We start from the raw sequence: 18,226 nt of genomic DNA, 5'->3' as shown, positions 1-18,226 counted from the left end.
CCCTCGAAGCGGACAACCACCACTTCGATGTCGGTCTGCCGCGTTCTGTTCCGCAGGAGTCTACGAATTCTCCTTCCGCTAACGTTCTAAATTAAATAATTGTAGAACTTCACAGTCTTATAAAGATCGTTTTTCAATGGCCTCGATGAAAAGGTTCATTGAGATAAATTGACGGAGTTGGGTTAGCGGGGGTACTCCCGTGGTAAGCGTGTCCTATTTTTTTTCGGGAGGGATAGCAAAGAAGCAAGACTCTGATAATATCCAAGTCCTTTATGTATTTATGCAAGATAAACTCTCCTGAAATACCTCTGAAAAACGGATTTGTATTTCGGCGGCGCAATCTATCAATAAAAAAATCTGAACAATGAATTGGAGTGACTCCAACATTGTTCAGATTTTCGATTAGTTATATTACTTCTGTCCTAGCCCTATATCTTTATCACTATACTTCCATAATGATTGGTAAGATCATTGGACGTCTTTTTGTTTTTTCGTAGAGGTGACGGCTTAAGCCTTCTCTGACGTTGCTTTTTAGGGAAGACCATTCGCTTACTTTTTCCGTCATACATTTTTTAAGGATGTTGGTCACAAGCTCATTTGCATCTTCCAATAGCTGTTCGGATTCTCGTACATAGACAAACCCACGAGAGATAATGTTTGGACCAGATTCAATAGTGCCCGTTTTTTTGTTGAGTGTAACCACTACAACTAAGATGCCATCCTTTGAAAGTAATCTTCGGTCACGTAGCACAATATTACCAACGTCCCCAACACCAAGTCCGTCAATTAGTACGTTTCCTGAAGGTACCTTACTTGCTCTTCTGGCTTGTTTGTTCGTAAACTCGATCACTTCACCTTTTTCAACAACAAAAATGTTCTCATCCGGGATCCCAACACCTATGCCCAGGTTACGATGCGCATGCTGCATGCGAACCTCACCATGAATAGGAAGGAAATACTTCGGTCTCATTAGATTCAGCATAAGCTTTAATTCTTCCTGGCTTCCATGCCCAGATGCATGAACCTTTGAAGAGCCATATACCACTTCAGCACCAATTCGGTGAAGCTTATCAATTACAGCGGAAACGGATTTCTCGTTTCCTGGAATAGCCGATGCTGCAATGATCACTGTATCGTACGCATTAATAGTAATTTGTCGATGCGCACCCTTTGCCATTCTTGTTAACGCTGACATTGGTTCTCCTTGACTTCCGGTTGTGAGAATAACCAATTGTTCAGGTTTATACTTATTTACTTCATCCAAGTCAATAATTAAATCCTTTGGCGGTTCAAGATATCCTAAGCGAGTCGCAATAGAAATCACTCTCAGCATACTCTTACCCACAATGGCTAGCTTTCGATTAGCTTTCGCCGTTGCTTCAATAATTTGATGAATACGATGAACGTTGGATGCAAACGAGGTAACAATTAACCGGCCTTCCGTTTTACGAAAAACATCGGTAATGCCCACTCCAACCTCTGATTCAGACTTTGTTGTTCCAGGACGTTCAGCGTTGGTGCTATCTGAAAGAAGGCATAGTACGCCTTTATGTCCTATATTCGCCATTTTTCCGATATCGGCTTGTTTTCCATCCACAGGTGTTTGATCGAATTTAAAATCACCCGTATGTACAATTGAACCTTGAGAAGTCTCAATACATATCCCTACGCAATCAGGGATACTATGGCTTGTCCGGAAAAAGGATACCGGGGTGCTGCCAATTTTTATACGTGATTTTGCATCAATCGTTTTTAACTTAACAGATCGTAAAATTCCCGCTTCTTTAAGCTTCTCTTCCACTAATCCTAATGTTAGTTTTGTTCCGTAGACTGGAACGTTTACTTTTTTAAGTACATAGGACAAACCACCTATGTGATCTTCATGTCCATGAGTTAAGACAATCCCTTTTACTCGTTCTATTTGCTCTGTTAGGTAGGATACATCTGGAATAACGATATCCACACCTAGCATGTCATCATCAGGAAACATTAAACCTGCATCAATAATGATGATATCTTCGTCTACTTCTACTCCGTACATATTCTTACCAATTTCGCCTACTCCCCCGAGGGCGAATACGCGAATTTTCTCTGTTATCTGTTTCGACAATGGTCTTTCCTCCTATACAATTTCGCAAATGTCTCATATCAAAATCGGCGTCCTTAACACGTGTAGGTCGCCTGGTCGATTCCGTTCCCCAGTTTAGAACTTATAGACTTACCACTTATCAAAGATAAGCACCCGAACGCATCACTTGAACTTAGTATACCTTATTTTTCTAGTGAAAAACAAGACGCAACCACAATGAAAAACCCGACTGTAATAGTCGGGTTAGAAGAACATTTAAGCAAATATTGATTTGAGTAAGGCCTCTTCCTCAGCTGATATCCCAATGAGAGGTAATCGAGTTGGTCCTACATCCACACCGATTTCCTTTAACATATGCTTCACACACACAGGATTTGGAGCGATGAATAATGCCTTCATTTTTGGAAGCAGAGCTCGATGTATTTGGCTCGCGCGCTCAACCTCTCCCGCAAAGAAGGCTGCAATTAGATCCTGCATTTGATTTCCAATGACATGCGATGCAACGGAGACAACTCCAGCTGCCCCTATGGAAAGAGACGGAAGCGTCATTGAATCGTCTCCACTATAAACAAAAAAGGAATCATCTGTCTGATCAATTACGGCTGCAAAATGTTCTAAATCACCACTTGCTTCTTTTAAAGCTGTTATATTCGATTCTTTTGAAAGTGAGATCACTGTTTCAGGCAGCATATGAGCGCTAGTTCGGTGCGGCACATTATATAGCATGACTGGTAAAGAAATCGCTTGAGCAATTTCTGTAAAATGTGCATGCATTCCCAGTTGGGATGGACGATTATAATAAGGTACAACTGCCATAACCCCATCTGCTCCAAGCTTTTCAGCTAGAATTGAGGTTTCCACCGATGTAGCTGTATCATTAGAACCCGTTCCTAGAACAACAGGCACTCTCTTTTTGGTGTGCTCCAAAACAAATCGAAATAACTCTTCCTTCTCTGACAGAGACAACGTAGGTGATTCTCCAGTGGTTCCAGCGACTACTAATGCCTCTGTACCAGTTGAAATTAAGTGATCAACTAACTCGGCTGTTGCCTCAAGATCCAACTTCCCTTCTGTATTAAAAGGGGTGACCATTGCTGTCCAAACACGACCGAAATCCATCTACTCACTCTCCTAGATGTCAGTTCACTACCCCAAACTCATTCCTGCTTTTTCAAGCTGAAACATTTGATGTAACGCATTGACCGCCTTATTCATATCTTGATTCTTCACCAGCACCCAAATTGTTGTATGGGAATCAGCTGATTGCAAAATTTGAACGTTCTCGGCTGATAAGGCACTCACAATTTTTGCCGTTACACCTGGAACTCCAGTCATACCGGCACCCACTGCTGATACCTTCGCACAATTACGTAATACCTCCGGCTTGAACCCAAGCTTCTCGAGAGTTTCCACTGCGAGGTCAGCTGCTGAATCCATCACCGTGTACACAACACCTCTTGGTGAAATGTTAATGAAATCCACACTGATCTTTTCCATTGCCATTGATTTAAAGACTTTTTCCTGTAGGTCGTATTGCCCTTCTGCTGCTGCCACTTTAATTTGGGTAACATTTGCTAAGTGAGCAATTCCAGTTATTAGTTGTTCTTGAACGTCACTTCCAGCAGTTCCAGAATGCATAGCTGTCACCAGCGTCCCTTGTTTATTTGAGTAAGTAGAACGAATATGAATCGGGGTTTTAGATTGCATCGCAATTTCTACTGCACGTGGATGAATGACCTTTGCCCCCTGATACGCCATATTACAAATTTCGTTATACGTCATCGACTCAAGCGGTCTCGCTTTCTCTACAATCCGCGGATCAGCTGTCATTACACCCTCGACATCTGTAAAAATATCTACCCATTCAGCATTCACTGCTGCTGCTAAGGCTGTTGCGGATGTATCACTCCCACCACGTCCTAATGTTGTGGTTTCTCCTGTTTTCGATTGCCCTTGAAAACCAGCGACCACAAGGACATCGTACTGAGTGAATAGCTTACGTAGATGCTCCGACTTCATATCTATGATTTTAGCATTTGTAAAATCCTCATTCGTTCGAAAGCCAGCTTGCGCACCCGTCATAGCCATGGATTGCAATCCTTTTGATAATAGAAGCTGAGAAAACACAACGGAAGATATAATCTCACCACATGACGCTAATAAATCTTGTTCCCGTTTCGGAAGTTCAGATCCTGGTAAACTGAGTAATGTATCTGTTGCATAAGGATCGCCCGAACGTCCCATGGCCGACACAACCACAATTACTTTTAAGCCATCGTTGACCGCGTTCAGTACATGGTTCGCTGCTAGCTTCCTTGTCTTTTCATCTTTAACAGATGTTCCTCCAAATTTTTGTACAATGATTTTCATAGCTCACACTCTTCTTAAGATAATAGATCTTGCTCTATGAGACTTTCAGCAATTTGTACAGAGTTAAGTGCTGCACCTTTTAGTAGGTTATCTGACACAACCCAGAAATGATAGCCATTTGCTTGATCCAAATCACGACGAATACGACCAACAAATACGTCATCTTCACCAACACAATTAGCTGCCATCGGATAAACCTGCTGAGAAATATCATCCTGCAGCGTTACTCCTGGCGCATCTGAAAGGAGTGATTTTAATTCATCAACAGTTGCACCTTCTTGCTCTGTTTCGATATATACAGATTCAGAATGCCCTGTCTCAATCGGTAAACGTACACACGTTGCAGCTACTTGAAGCTCTGCCATGTGCAAGATCTTTTTGGTTTCATTCATCATTTTCATTTCTTCGAATGTATACCCATTTTCTTGAAACACGTCAATTTGTGGAATGGCATTAAACGCGATCTGATAATGCTTTTTGTCTCCACCCACTGGTAAGATTTCTGGTTTAGCTTCTTTTCCTGCTAATAAATCAGCTGTTTGACTCTTTAATTCATCAACAGCTTCGAGCCCAGCACCAGACACGGCTTGATACGTAGAAACAATGACCTTTTTTAAGCCAAGCTTCTGACGAATGGGTTCAAGTGCTGCCACCATTTGAATGGTTGAACAATTAGGGTTGGCAATGATGCCTTTATTTCCTCTAAGATCTGCTGCATTCACTTCAGGCACCACAAGTGGAACCTCTGGATCCATACGAAAAGCACTCGTATTATCAACTACAATAGCCCCGCGTTTAACAGCTTCCGGAGCTAAAGCTTTAGACACAGATCCACCTGCACTAAATAACGCTATTTGTACTCCTTCAAAGGATTCTGGAGTAGCCTCTTCTACTGTGTAGCTTTCACCTTTAAATGTAATTTCTTTGCCCGCGGAACGCTTTGAAGATAATAGTTTAAGGCTAGCAATCGGAAACCCTCTCTTTTCTAATGTTACAAGCATTTGCTGTCCTACTGCTCCCGTTGCCCCAACGACGGCAACATGATATCCATTTGTAGACATAATCATGATCTCCCTTCCCATCCAACAAGTTCAAGTTCTCTTTCGGCCATTTAGCCGTATACTCTATTAAACTTTACGGGAAAATAGGGTTTTGTGCAACCTTAGCCCACTAATCACGGAATTTTTCTACGATAACTGGTTGAAGTTGCTTACCAGTCAATGCCGCTTCCACCGTCTCTGGCAGTGATTCCATTCTCGCCACGAGTGAGGTTGGTTTTTTATCTGGAGCATCTTGACCAAACGGGATAAAGTAAATATTCTTAGCTGCCATTAACTTCATAATATTCACTCCGTTTAACCCGAGTGCGTCATTTGTAGAGATACCTAGTACCACAGGATTGCCGTTTCTAAGCGTGGCCTTAGCACCCATAAGAACGGGGTTATCCGTTAAGGCATTCGCAAATTTGCTCGCTGAATTCCCTGTTAACGGAGCGATAACCATACAATCGAGCGGAGTTGCTGGGCCAAAAGGCTCTGCTTTCACGATCGAATTTACTAATGGCTCCTTTGTAATTTCGGCAATTTGAGCTAACCACTCTTCACTTTCCCCAAATTTTGTGTCTGTTGTTTCCACTGTATACGTAGCAAAAGGCGTCACTTTTGCACCAAGATCCACAAGCTTTTTCATTTGCGGAAGTACTTCACTGTAGGTACAATGTGAGCCCGTTAATCCAAATCCTATATGCTTGCCTTCAAGTGTCATTTTAGCTCCTCCTTATTCTTCATCTTCATCGCTTTTAAGTAAATCAGCTAGGATGTTTGCAAGTATCTGACCCGCTGTTTTGGGTGCTACAATGCCTGGCATACCAGGTACAAGCATAGCTTTCATGCCACGTTTTTCAGCATATCTAAAGTCTGTACCACCCGCATTAGAGGCTAGATCAATAATGAGGGAATGAAGCGGCATTTCAGCTAGAACTCTTGCGGTAATCATGCGCGCTGGTATGGTATTAATACAAATATCCACATCTCTTAACTCTTGAAGAATATGTTTGGTGTGAAAAGGCTTAAGGCCCATCTCATTTATTCTAGCTAGCAACGACGTTTCTCTTGCTCCCACCTTCACCTTAGCACCTAAAGCTGCAAAGCTGCGGGCAATCGTCATACCAATGCGACCAAGCCCAAGAATGGCTACATTTGCATTATGAATGGTGAAGTCAGTATGCTGAATCGCCATCATCAGAGCACCCTCTGCTGTTGGAATTGAGTTATAAATCGCCACATCATCTCGCTCCATTAATTTTACGAGTGCACGATTTGATTTTTTAACTAATTGATCAAGATAGGTATTACTAATTCCAGAATAAATCGTACAATGAGCTGGTGTTCTTTCTAATTGACCCAGTGAGAGTGTGAGACTTTCATTTGAAAATACCGTATCAATTCGTCCTTCCTCACTCATGCCACTCACCGGAAGAATAATAGCATCCACTGTTTCCCACTCAATCTCATCTAATAAATACTTTGAGGCCCCAATAAAACCATCATCTAATTGCTCAAAGCCTGTTAATGAAATTTTGGCATCAAGCGTAGAAAGCTTACGAATAATTTCTAAGTGCCTCGCATCTCCACCGATTAATAGGATATGTTTCTCCGTTAACACACTAACCCTCCTTCTCTCAGCTGCTCTTGGTTGGCATAAATTAGCCATTTCATCGATCTCTGTGTTTCATCATATGTAGTCCTTTCCAATCAGTGAATGTGACCAATCACCGGAAAACAAAAAAACCGAATCACACGTGAAATCACGCTGTGTTCGGATTGTTCTGTAACGATCGATTTTTTATGTTTAAGGTATAGGATCTACATCAATAATAATCATGTCCTCACCAATTTTTTTGATTTGCTGCCAATACACCGTGACAACTTGATCCTTTTTACCAAATTGATACCAACGGGAAGTAGGAATAATAAAAGCTGTAATTTCTCCAGTTTCCTCGTTAATAAGCAAATCCGTTTGTCCCAAAACGCCAAGACGCTCTCCCTTTTGATAATCTACAATTTCCTTGCTCGCAATCTCACTTAGTCTCATCATTTGCTCCTTCTGTTTGTCATAGTTATACATATGATTTGTACACATAGATTAGACTTCAGTAACTGTACGAGATCTATAAAGAAGATAAATCGTCAGTTGGTGCCCTTCGATGTCGCCTCACGTGACCTTGGGTAACCCGAGGTCATGTGCACCGCTGCAGGAGAAACCTACGCTTTCCATGGGAACGGCCTCAGCCCTTGAAGTGGAAGGGCGCCACTTCAATGTCGGTCTGCCTCGTTCTGTTCCGCAGGAGTCTCCGTTTTCTCCTTCCGCTCATATTCCCGTTCAGACCAACATCCCTATCTAAGGAAATGAGGGCTGATTTTTTGTTTAAAAGATCACTATCATATAAAGCTTCTTTTTCAGTCGCCTCGAATGACACCTAAGCCTCTAACCTAAGATTTTCATCTTCAAAAAAATAGCTCCATTTTTACCAATAATTCCACTTAAAACAGATGCTGATTCACAGCGGACGGAATGGGGCCAACTCCGAGGGGAATTAAGTGCAGGGGTGAAATAAGATTGATGCTAGCCAAGATTAGTTCACCGCACGCTCCCGGAAAGCGTGCCCCATTCCGGGAGCGACGCCGAAGCCTCTATCTCAATGTTCTTATCTTATAAAAAAGCTGAAGCTCGTTTCTCTAATCTAATAACTACACTCATAACAAAATTCTTACTCAAAAAAGATCCTCTTTCTCAGCGGACGGAATGGGGCCGACTCCGAGGGGAGTTAAGTGCAGGGGTGAATTAAGATTGGCGCTAGCCAAGATTAGTTCACCGCACGCCCCCGGAAAGCGTGCCCCATTCCGGGAGCGACGCCGAAGCCTCTTACTTGGGTTCAACTCAAAAAAAGCGCTCTATCACATTAAAAAGTGATAGAGCGTCGATAAATGATTATTTGAGTGATTCCGGCAACTTCCCTGTAGTGCTGACAAGTGATAAAGCGGGTTTGGATGTAAGGATCGTTTCTGCAAGCTTATTTACAGAGTCTTGAGAAACCAAATTAATTTCATCAAGCATTTCATCGAGAGTCCGATGATTTTGGAGCATCAGTTCATTTTTACCATTTCGGCTCATTCGACTGTTTGTACTCTCTAAGCTTAACATTAAGCTCCCCTTAAGCTGCTCTTTTCCATTCCTTAACTCCTTTTCAGTCATCCCATTTCTTGCCATGTCTTCAGTTGTTTCAGCCATAGCCGAAACAAGCTCATCTAATTGCGACAATCCGGTCCCTGCATATAAAGTTAGTAATCCACTATCAGTAAATGAAGAATGATATGAAAAGACAGAATAGCATAAGCCTCTCTTCTCACGAATCTCCTGAAACAACCTACTACTCATACTTCCTCCAAACGAATTATTTAGAAGAACTAAGGAATAAATATCAGGATCATTAATGGCTAACCCGTTGTAGCCAATACATAGATGGGCTTGCTCCGCATCTTTAGTACGGGTTCTTTTATCTTGAATAAATTGAGGTACGGTGAGTTGTTCAGTGTGAACCGTTGGCTTCACCTTAGAAAAAGTAGTCTTTAACTGTTCAATTAATGATTCATGAATATTACCCGCTACAGAAATGACAAGGTAATCCCCCGTATAATAGCGATCCATATACGCTCTTAGATCATCCGCATTAAATGAAGCGAGAGTTTCGTTTGTCCCGAGTATGGGATATGCAAGTGAATGATCCCCGTAACAAGCCTCGCTTAATAATTCATGAACAATGTCATCCGGTGTATCCTCAACCATTCGTATCTCTTCTTCAATGACATTTTTCTCTTTTTGTAATTCCGCCTCGTCAAAGGTAGAATTAAAAAACATATCCTGTAGGACGTCCAATGCAATCAGTGAATGCTCATCAAGTACCTTAGCATAATAACAAGTATATTCCTTTGATGTAAAAGCATTGACCTGTCCGCCAATTTGATCAAACGCCTCAGCAATATCTTGAGGTGATCGTGTTTCTGTTCCCTTAAACAGCATGTGTTCTAGAAGGTGAGATAAACCGTTTTCCTTAGGACTTTCGTTTCTAGATCCTGTTCCTATCCAAATCCCCATTGATACGGAGCGTACACTGGGCATTGGCTCTATCAAGATTCGTACACCGTTCGCTAATTTAATTTTCTGTATCAACCTCTGCCTCCCTACTAGTATCTGATGGTCCAGGGAAACCTGTTCGAGTCTCTGCCATCAAATCTGAAACCGTTCCAATTTGATACCCTTGTTCTTTAATTTCTTTAATAAGTTGCTCTAATCCTCTGGCTGTTGAATCAGTGGGATGCATTAATATCGTTGCTCCTGGATGAAGTTTGCCTACTACCCGTTGGACCATTTCTTGAGGATTAGGTTTACGCCAGTCTACGGTATCTACAGACCATAGAATTGTATACATACCCTGATTAGCTGCTTCCTTCACTACATCATCTGTAAAGCTTCCGCTAGGGGGAGCAAACCACATCGGTGTAACGCCAAGTGTCGCGTTAATAACATCATTTGTTTTCTCTAGTTCACTTTTGATCTCAGCACGTGATATTCTCTGCATATCCGGATGTGTATACGCATGACTACCAATTTCGTGACCTTCTTCATATATCATCTGAGCTATTTTTGAATTATTGTTCACCCAAGAGCCGTCTAGAAAAAAAGTAGCCTCCACCTCATGGCGTTTCATTGTTTTTAGTAGTTCAGGAATATACTCATTGCCCCATGCTACATTCACAAGTAGGCTGACCATTTGTTTTTGTTCATGGCCACGAAAAATGGGGGAAGGAGGAAGATCTTCAAGGTGCACACTCGGTTCTATCTCTTTAAAGACAAGCTTCTTTTCATCGAATTGCCCAAGCTCCTCCATCTTATCATAGGATTTTTCAACGTCAACCTCCACGCCCTTGTAACCAGGTACGGCCTTCCATACTCGATCTACTCGTGCATCAGAAGCTGGGATATGATATTCCTTGGCTTTTTCTGAAATCTGATTCATTAAAGTATGGTCCTTTGAAGATACAGCTTCAGCTTGTGTACTTCGAATAGCATCAATATATGAGAGAGTAAATGGGTTTTGTAAGGCTCCAGCTGTTAATAAGATAACTAGAATAAAAAAACCGATATGCACGATACTTTTTTTCATGTGAAATCCTCCTCTTCACGAATGTATGCAAGAGGAGGACAAGGTAGAACATGGCTAGAAAAATACAAAAAAAGACTGGTACATCCCCAGTCCTTCTTAAGTGCTGCTTATTGTTTTGCTTCTGCTTGTTTTTGTTTTTCTTCTTTAATAATGACTTTACGAGATAGATTTACTCGACCTTGGTTATCAATTTCTGTAACACGAACTAGAATCTCATCTCCAAGTTTCACGACATCCTCTACTTTGCCAACACGTTCTTCGGCCAGCTGAGAAATGTGAACAAGTCCATCTTTTCCTTTAAACAATTCAACAAAAGCTCCGAACTTCTCAATGCGTTTAACCTTACCAAGGTAGGTTTCACCGAGCTGCACTTCTCGAACAATATCTTCAATAATGCCTCGTGCTTTGTCATTCATTGATTTATCAGTAGAAGAAATATACACGGTACCATCCTGTTCGATATCGATTTTCACACCGGTATCTTCAATAATTTGATTAATGATTTTTCCACTCGGTCCAATCACATCACGAATTTTGTCAGGATTAATTTTCATCGTTAGGATTTTTGGCGCATAATCAGAAAGATCACTGCGATGCTCACTAATAGCAGATAACATGTTATCGAGAATCACCATGCGACCGCGCTTTGCTTGAGCCAGTGCTTCCTCTAGGATTGTACGATCAATTCCTAAGATTTTTATGTCCATCTGCAGGGCTGTAATCCCATCTTTTGTACCGGCAACTTTAAAGTCCATATCACCAAGAGCATCTTCCATACCTTGAATATCAGTTAGAACACTTACATGCTCTTCGTGTTTTACAAGACCCATAGCAATCCCAGCTACTGGTGCTTTAATCGGAACACCTGCGTCCATCATAGCGAGTGTACTCGCACAAATACTTGCTTGAGAGGTTGATCCATTAGATTCCAATACCTCTGAAACAAGGCGAATCGTATATGGAAAATCCTGTTCAGAAGGAATAACAGCTTCTAATGCTCTTTCTCCTAATGCACCATGTCCAATTTCACGACGTCCAGGGGCACGAATTGGTCCAGTTTCCCCTACGCTGAACTGAGGGAAGTTATAATGATGCATAAAGCGTTTAGATTCTTCAAGACCTAGACCATCAAGAATCTGGACATCACCTAAAGCTCCAAGCGTACAAATACTAAGCGCTTGTGTTTGTCCTCGTGTGAATAGTCCTGACCCGTGTGTTCTCGTTAGGTATGAAACCTGTGAGGATAACGGACGAATCTCATCGATAGCTCGTCCATCAGGGCGAACTTTTTCTACCGTAATGAGTCGACGAACTTCCTCTTTGACAAACTTCTGAAGAATTTCTTTTACTTCAGAGACATTGATGTCTTCCGCTTCCTCGTAAGAAGCAACGGTTTTTGAAATAACCTCATCAATCGCCTCTTGGCGTGCATGCTTTTCTTGAACTTGTACAGCTTGTTTAAGCTCAGCCTCAGTACTTTGACGGATACTCGCTTCAAGCTCAGCATTTGTTGTTTTTAATACAACATCTTTTTTCTCTTTTCCAACACTTGCCACAATCTCTTCTTGGAAAGCAATGATGCGTTTGATTTCATCATGTCCAAACATAATGGCTTCAAGCATTAATTCTTCAGAAAGCTCTTGAGCCCCTGCTTCAACCATGTTAATAGCATCTTTTGTTCCTGCTACTACTAGGTTTAGATCGCTCTTGGCTAGTTGGTCAGTAGAAGGGTTGATAATTAACTCTTCTTCAATACGTCCAACCGTAACTCCTGCAATCGGTCCTGCAAAGGGAATATCTGAAATAGATAGAGCCAAAGAAGATCCAATCATCGCTGCCATTTCAGAGGATGCGTCTAAATCAGAACTCATCACGATACTGATAACTTGAACCTCATTACGGAATCCATCAGGGAACAATGGTCTAATTGGTCGATCGATTAAGCGACTCGTTAATATTGCACGCTCACTCGGACGACCCTCTCTTTTGATAAAACCACCTGGGATCTTCCCAGCTGCATACAAACGCTCTTCATAATTCACTGTTAATGGGAAAAAAGGCAGGTCCTTTGGTTCCTTTGAAGCTGTTGCAGTTGATAGAACTGCTGTATCTCCGTAACGTACAAGTACTGCGCCGTTAGCTTGTTTTGCTAGCTCGCCAGTTTCAACGGTTAACGTGCGACCAGCCCATTCAATTGAAAATTCTTGTTTTCCTTGTTCCATATGCGCGTACTCCTCTCTTACATAGAATCAATCACGTTCATTGTAGTTTGACCAGTATTTCAAATGTACATAATTGCTAAATTAATAATTGTCGTCTAACCAACAAAAAAGCGGGAACAAGTCCCCGCTTTTGTCGTGTTTATCGGCGTAAGCCAAGCTTGTCAACGAGATCACGGTAGCGCGCTACGTCTTTATTACGAAGATACGTTAATAAATTACGACGCGAACCAACCATTTTCAAAAGACCGCGTCTTGAATGGTGATCCTTTTTATGAGTACGTAAATGCTCATTTAGTGTGTTGATTTGCTCAGTAAGGATAGCCACTTGAACCTCTGGAGAACCAGTGTCCGTGTCATGCGTTTTAAATGTAGCAATTAGCTCATTTTTACGCTCTTGTGATAATGCCATCCTACTCACCTCCTTCAATTTTATCCGATTTCCTAGCGGACGTTGGTGAAGCGTGCTGCCAAGAAACGGTAGTGTACAACAGTACATCAATTACTATACCTTGCTTTTTCTTAGAATGCAAGTGGCAGCCATAACTTATTCAATGGGATTATTACGGGCGTACGTCTCTGTTCTTTGCTTATCAATCTGAAGCTGAGCAATTAATTCGTCGATGCCATTAAATCGCTTCTCATCCCTTAGCCTTTGAAGCCATGTGACGAAAATATTCTTACCATATATCTGCTTATCAAATTCAAGTAGATGCACTTCTATATTGGGGGCATCTGGGCGCTTCTCATGGAAGGTAGGTTTGTAGCCAACATTACACATACCATACAGCTGTTCATCACCAATCCGAACGCTTACAACGTAGACACCGGTTTTAGGTATGACATAACGTTTGTCGAGCATCACATTGGCGGTAGGGAAACCAATACTTCTCCCTCTCTTCTCACCATCTACCACAGTTCCCTCTACTTGATAGGGATGACCCAGTAGATCTGCCACCTTTTCAACTTTTCCCTCATTTAATAAAGCTCGTAAAGCTGTTGAACTCACTTTTATCCCTTCTTTTTCTACTTTTGGAACGGCACTCAGGGTAAAGGATTCACGACTATGTTCGGATAATGTGTCCATTGTCCCTCTACCCCATTTTCCATAGGTGAAATCAAACCCTGCCACAACATGCTTAGCTCCTAAAGTAATTAAGTATTGGTCAACAAACTGCTGGGGTAGGAGATCAGCAAATGACTGATTAAACTCTACCACATATGTTTTATCTACTCCAAGCTCTGCGATTGCCGCGAGTTTATCTGGTAGTGGCGTCAAGAAATGCATCGGCTCCGCCAATTTTTGCAGAACTTCCTTCGGATGAGGGTGAAATGTCATGACAGCACTCTTCATTTCATTCTCTCGGGCATAAGTAACAGCTTGACTGATGACATGCTTATGTCCCTTATGCACACCGTCAAAGTAGCCTAAGGCAAATACTGTAGGCTCAACTAAGAGGGAGGAATGATCAAGCGGATGACTAAGATAAATCGTTTTCATTCACCTTCCCCCCTTATAATCGACTTGTCTTCAGGTGGAAGTAGCATCTTTTCAGGCTTCATTACAGCTGTTTTTGTAGGATGAGGCTTATAGATAGCAAGCAATTCCTTTTGTGAGGAATAGACAACCACGCGTTGATCGGCTCCAAGCACATGATTAGGTAAAACCGCGCCGTGACGAACCTGTGCTTCAACGCTTGCGTCCACAATAATGGCTGGCCACTCAGCAAGTACCTCACTGAACGGTTTAAGTACTTGCAAACGATCATCAACTTCCATCTGACTAAGCTCCTCAAACGTAATACAGTCAGATAATGTATATGGACCGGAAGCCGTGCGTATTAAGTTTGACATATGACTTGGGTAACCTAACGCCTCACCAATCGACACCGCTAGCGTACGGATATACGTTCCTTTACTACACCTCACAGAAAAACGAATAGAATAGGTATCCTCCGTTTTTTTTGAGTGAGAAAGCATGTGAATCTCATGAATCATGATCTTTCTCTCGGGTCTTTTTACAGTCTGGTTGGCTCTGGCATACTCATATAATTTCTTTCCATTTACTTTTACAGCTGAATACATTGGTGGAATTTGCACTTGTTCACCTAAAAATGACTGAAGAACCATACGAATTTCTGAATCTGTCCATTGTTCGTGCACAGCCTTCGATTCAAGTGTTTCCCCATCTGCATCTTCGGTGATCGTTGAGAAGCCAAGTGTCACCTCCGCTTCATACGTTTTCCCGAAGTCTGACATATATTCGGCAACTTTGGTTGCCCGCCCCAAACATATAGGTAGTACACCCGTTACACTTGGGTCTAATGTTCCTGTATGCCCAACCTTTTTAGTTTGGTACAGTCTACGTATCTTATAAACACAATCATGTGATGTCATACCGGCTGGTTTAATAAGTGGCAATATTCCTGTAGGCAATGGCTGCACTCCTCTCCACCATTCATCTAAAAAAAGGATAGGAAGCTAGATGCTCCGCTATCCTTTGTTTTAGTTTGAATCGTTATTTCTATTTAAGTCTGATAGCAAGGTTTCAATTCGATTTCCATAAGCGATGGACTCATCAAATTCAAACTCTAATTCAGGTGTTTTGCGAAGGCGGATCCGTTTGCCTATTTCAGAACGAATAAAACCTTTTGCCTTATTAAGTCCTCGTAAGCTTGCTTCCTTCTCTTCATCACTTCCAAGAACAGTAATAAATGCTTTTGCTTGTTGAAGATCTCCAGTGACATCTACACCTGTTACTGTAACAAACTTAACGCGCGGATCCTTTATTTCGCGAAGCAGAATGTCACTTACTTCTTTTTTTATCTGTTCTGCTAATTTATTTGCGCGAACCTTGCTCATGTATAATCACCTCTTAATTAAACTATAGCCACTCTATCTCAGTTAGAGTACGTTCCGATTCAGGATCTGCGTCAATAAGAGCCAAAGCTCTTTGCAGCTCCTGATCACAACGTTTCTTGGTTGTAGCAACAACTACGATACTGAGCTCTGTGCGCTGCCATAAATCTTGATAGGCCGTTTCTGCAACGGATAAATTATATCGTTGCCCAAGTCTAACAACTAGGCTCTTTACAACCGCCCGTTTGGCTTTTAACGAACCAGCATCATAGATAAACAGTTCACATTTGAGGGCTCCTATAATCATTTACGTACGATTTCTTCCATCACGTACGCTTCAATTTGGTCGCCTTCTTTGATGTCGTTGAAGTTCTCAAGCGTAATACCACATTCGTACCCTGCAGCCACTTCTTTCACATCATCTTTAAAGCGTTTCAATGCGTTGATTGCACCTTCATAAATAACGATGCCATCACGAATGAGACGAACGGTTGAATTCCGTGAGATTTTTCCATCTGTCACGTAAGAACCTGCAATCATTCCGATCTTAGATACTTTGAAGGTTGTACGGATTTCTACCTGACCAATAACTTTCTCTTCGTATTCTGGGTCAAGCATACCCTTCATTGCTGATTCAATCTCGTCAATTGCATTGTAGATTACACGGTGCAGACGAATATCTACTTTTTCGACCTCAGCTGTACGCTTTGCATTCACGTCAGGACGAACGTTAAAACCAATCACGATTGCATTAGAAGCTGAGGCTAGAATAATATCTGACTCTGCGATCGCTCCAACGCCAGTATGAATGATGTTGACTTTAACGCCTTCAACTTCAATCTTCTCTAGTGAACCACGCATCGCTTCTACTGAGCCTTGTACATCACCTTTAATAATGATGTTAATGTCTTTTACTTCCCCTTGTTGGATTTGGTTAAACAAATCATCCAAGGATACACGTGAGGTCTCTGTACGATTTTCATCACGGTGACGTGCATTTCTAGCTTCTCCAATTTGACGCGCTTTTTTCTCATCTTTGAACGCTTGGAATTGATCTCCCGCAAGTGGTACATCATTTAGACCTGTAATCTCTACAGGAGTAGATGGTCCAACTGATTTCACTCTACGTCCAAGGTCGTTCACAAGAGCACGCACACGACCATAGGTGTTTCCAACAACTAGTGGGTCACCTACGTTTAGTGTACCCGCTTGAACAAGTAATGTTGCAACAGGTCCACGACCTTTATCAAGCTGAGCCTCAACTACAGAACCTACAGCAAGCTTATCTGGGTTTGCTTTTAATTCTTCTACCTCAGAAACCAAAAGGATCATCTCAAGAAGCTCATCAATTCCAGTGCCGTTAATCGCAGAAACATTGACAAAGATTGTCTCTCCGCCCCATGCTTCCGGAACTAACTCATATTCTGTTAGCTCTTGCATCACTCGATCAGGATTTGCGGCTTCCTTATCTACTTTATTCACAGCAACTATAATCGGTACTCCAGCAGCTTTTGCATGACTGATGGCTTCTTTTGTTTGAGGCATTACACCATCATCAGCAGCTACAACAAGTATCGTGATATCCGTTACTTGAGCCCCACGTGCACGCATCGTTGTAAAAGCAGCGTGACCTGGTGTATCTAAGAAGGTTACTTTTTTGCCGTTTGTCTCAACTTGGTACGCACCGATATGTTGAGTAATTCCACCAGCTTCTCCTGCCGTTACCTTTGTGTTACGAATTGAATCAAGCAGGGTTGTTTTACCATGGTCAACGTGCCCCATGATTGTGACAACAGGTGGGCGTTCTTGAAGCTCCTCTGAGGTATCTTCTGCGTTGTAGTTATCAATATCCAACTCATCAACTGGAATAATTTCCTCTGCCTCTACTCCATAATCTGTTGCAATCAATTCAATTGTATCTTTATCAAGCTCTTGGTTAATTGTAGCCATCACACCAAGACCCATCAATTTTTTGATAAGCTCAGATGCTTCTCTATGAAGCTCTTTTGCCAGTTCACTTACCGTTAAAGAACCGTGGAACGTAATCTTATCTGGTAATGGCATCGTCTGTTTAACTTGCTGCTGATTACGATTTCGTTGATTATTGTTACGATTGCGATTGCGATTTTGATTGCGGTTTTGTCCTTGGTTCCGGTTCTGAGGACGCTGTCCACCGGCACCCTGCTTTTTAACCGGTCTGGAGCTATTTCCACCTTGATTAGTTTGAGCTTTTGGTCTATTTTGCTGATTTTGTTGAGTCTGTTGATTTTGGCTTTTCACAGGTTCAGCTGGCTTCTTCTCCTGAGCTGGTTGAGATTTCCCAGAAGCCTTGCGTAAAGTCTCTTCATCAACTACGGACATGTGATTGGAAACCTCTACACCCATACCTTTAAGCTGATCAATTAACTGTTTGCTTTGAACATTATTTTCTTTGGCGTATTCATATATTCTCATTTTTTTCATATA

The 18,226-nt window shown here is 41.9% G+C and carries 16 protein-coding genes; all 16 read right to left on the bottom strand.

Annotated elements, in window-relative coordinates; all coding sequences use genetic code 11:
* Window positions 1-442: 442 nt before the first annotated feature.
* Window positions 443-2,110 (bottom strand): ribonuclease J, encoded by a 1,668-nt coding sequence (locus FN960_RS11715; protein WP_143848907.1) that lies wholly within the window; start codon window positions 2,108-2,110, stop codon window positions 443-445.
* Window positions 2,111-2,344: 234 nt separating this feature from the next.
* Entirely contained in the window at window positions 2,345-3,208 is an 864-nt protein-coding gene (gene dapA / locus FN960_RS11710; RefSeq protein WP_143848906.1) for a 4-hydroxy-tetrahydrodipicolinate synthase, read from the bottom strand.
* 27 nt (window positions 3,209-3,235) lie between these two features.
* Window positions 3,236-4,459: an aspartate kinase gene (dapG, locus tag FN960_RS11705; RefSeq protein WP_143848905.1), complete on the bottom strand. Its 1,224-nt coding sequence runs from the start codon at window positions 4,457-4,459 to the stop codon at window positions 3,236-3,238.
* Window positions 4,460-4,473: 14 nt separating this feature from the next.
* Window positions 4,474-5,520: an aspartate-semialdehyde dehydrogenase gene (asd, locus tag FN960_RS11700; protein ID WP_143848904.1), complete on the bottom strand. Its 1,047-nt coding sequence runs from the start codon at window positions 5,518-5,520 to the stop codon at window positions 4,474-4,476.
* Window positions 5,521-5,629: 109 nt separating this feature from the next.
* Window positions 5,630-6,223, bottom strand: a complete 594-nt coding sequence (dpaB, locus tag FN960_RS11695; RefSeq protein ID WP_143848903.1) for a dipicolinate synthase subunit B — start codon at window positions 6,221-6,223, stop codon at window positions 5,630-5,632.
* A 12-nt stretch (window positions 6,224-6,235) separates the two neighbouring features.
* Window positions 6,236-7,123, bottom strand: a complete 888-nt coding sequence (gene dpaA, locus FN960_RS11690) for a dipicolinic acid synthetase subunit A (protein ID WP_143848902.1) — start codon at window positions 7,121-7,123, stop codon at window positions 6,236-6,238.
* 186 nt (window positions 7,124-7,309) lie between these two features.
* On the bottom strand, window positions 7,310-7,552 hold the full coding sequence (locus FN960_RS11685) for a YlmC/YmxH family sporulation protein (protein WP_143848964.1): 243 nt from the start codon (window positions 7,550-7,552) through the stop codon (window positions 7,310-7,312).
* Window positions 7,553-8,449: 897 nt separating this feature from the next.
* Window positions 8,450-9,637, bottom strand: coding sequence for a M16 family metallopeptidase (locus FN960_RS11680; protein WP_143848963.1), 1,188 nt, complete (start codon window positions 9,635-9,637; stop codon window positions 8,450-8,452).
* Between the two features lie 34 nt (window positions 9,638-9,671).
* Entirely contained in the window at window positions 9,672-10,682 is a 1,011-nt protein-coding gene (locus tag FN960_RS11675) for a polysaccharide deacetylase family protein (RefSeq protein WP_143848901.1), read from the bottom strand.
* Between the two features lie 107 nt (window positions 10,683-10,789).
* Window positions 10,790-12,904, bottom strand: a complete 2,115-nt coding sequence (pnp, locus tag FN960_RS11665; RefSeq protein WP_143848899.1) for a polyribonucleotide nucleotidyltransferase — start codon at window positions 12,902-12,904, stop codon at window positions 10,790-10,792.
* Window positions 12,905-13,043: 139 nt separating this feature from the next.
* Window positions 13,044-13,313 (bottom strand): 30S ribosomal protein S15, encoded by a 270-nt coding sequence (gene rpsO / locus FN960_RS11660; RefSeq protein WP_143848898.1) that lies wholly within the window; start codon window positions 13,311-13,313, stop codon window positions 13,044-13,046.
* A gap of 135 nt (window positions 13,314-13,448) precedes the next feature.
* Window positions 13,449-14,402 carry a bifunctional riboflavin kinase/FAD synthetase gene (gene ribF / locus FN960_RS11655; protein WP_143848897.1) on the bottom strand — a complete coding sequence of 318 codons (954 nt, stop codon included), beginning with the start codon at window positions 14,400-14,402 and terminating at the stop codon, window positions 13,449-13,451.
* The gene (gene truB, locus FN960_RS11650) at window positions 14,399-15,337 is read right to left on the bottom strand and encodes a tRNA pseudouridine(55) synthase TruB (RefSeq protein ID WP_143848896.1); all 939 of its coding nucleotides are present in this window, start codon (window positions 15,335-15,337) and stop codon (window positions 14,399-14,401) included. The genes ribF and truB overlap by 4 nt, the downstream gene beginning before the upstream one ends.
* Window positions 15,338-15,406: 69 nt before the next feature.
* Window positions 15,407-15,763 carry a 30S ribosome-binding factor RbfA gene (rbfA, locus tag FN960_RS11645; RefSeq protein ID WP_143848895.1) on the bottom strand — a complete coding sequence of 119 codons (357 nt, stop codon included), beginning with the start codon at window positions 15,761-15,763 and terminating at the stop codon, window positions 15,407-15,409.
* Window positions 15,764-15,785: 22 nt separating this feature from the next.
* Window positions 15,786-16,067: a DUF503 domain-containing protein gene (locus FN960_RS11640; RefSeq protein WP_143848894.1), complete on the bottom strand. Its 282-nt coding sequence runs from the start codon at window positions 16,065-16,067 to the stop codon at window positions 15,786-15,788.
* Window positions 16,064-18,223, bottom strand: coding sequence for a translation initiation factor IF-2 (infB, locus tag FN960_RS11635; RefSeq protein ID WP_143848893.1), 2,160 nt, complete (start codon window positions 18,221-18,223; stop codon window positions 16,064-16,066). The genes FN960_RS11640 and infB overlap by 4 nt, the downstream gene beginning before the upstream one ends.
* Between the last annotated feature and the right edge of the window lie 3 nt (window positions 18,224-18,226).

The sequence above is a fragment of the Alkalicoccobacillus porphyridii genome, from assembly GCF_007293315.1.
GTDB classification, from domain to species: Bacteria; Bacillota; Bacilli; order Bacillales; family Bacillaceae_D; genus Alkalicoccobacillus; species Alkalicoccobacillus porphyridii.
This window is presented reverse-complemented; position numbering and strand designations above follow the sequence as displayed.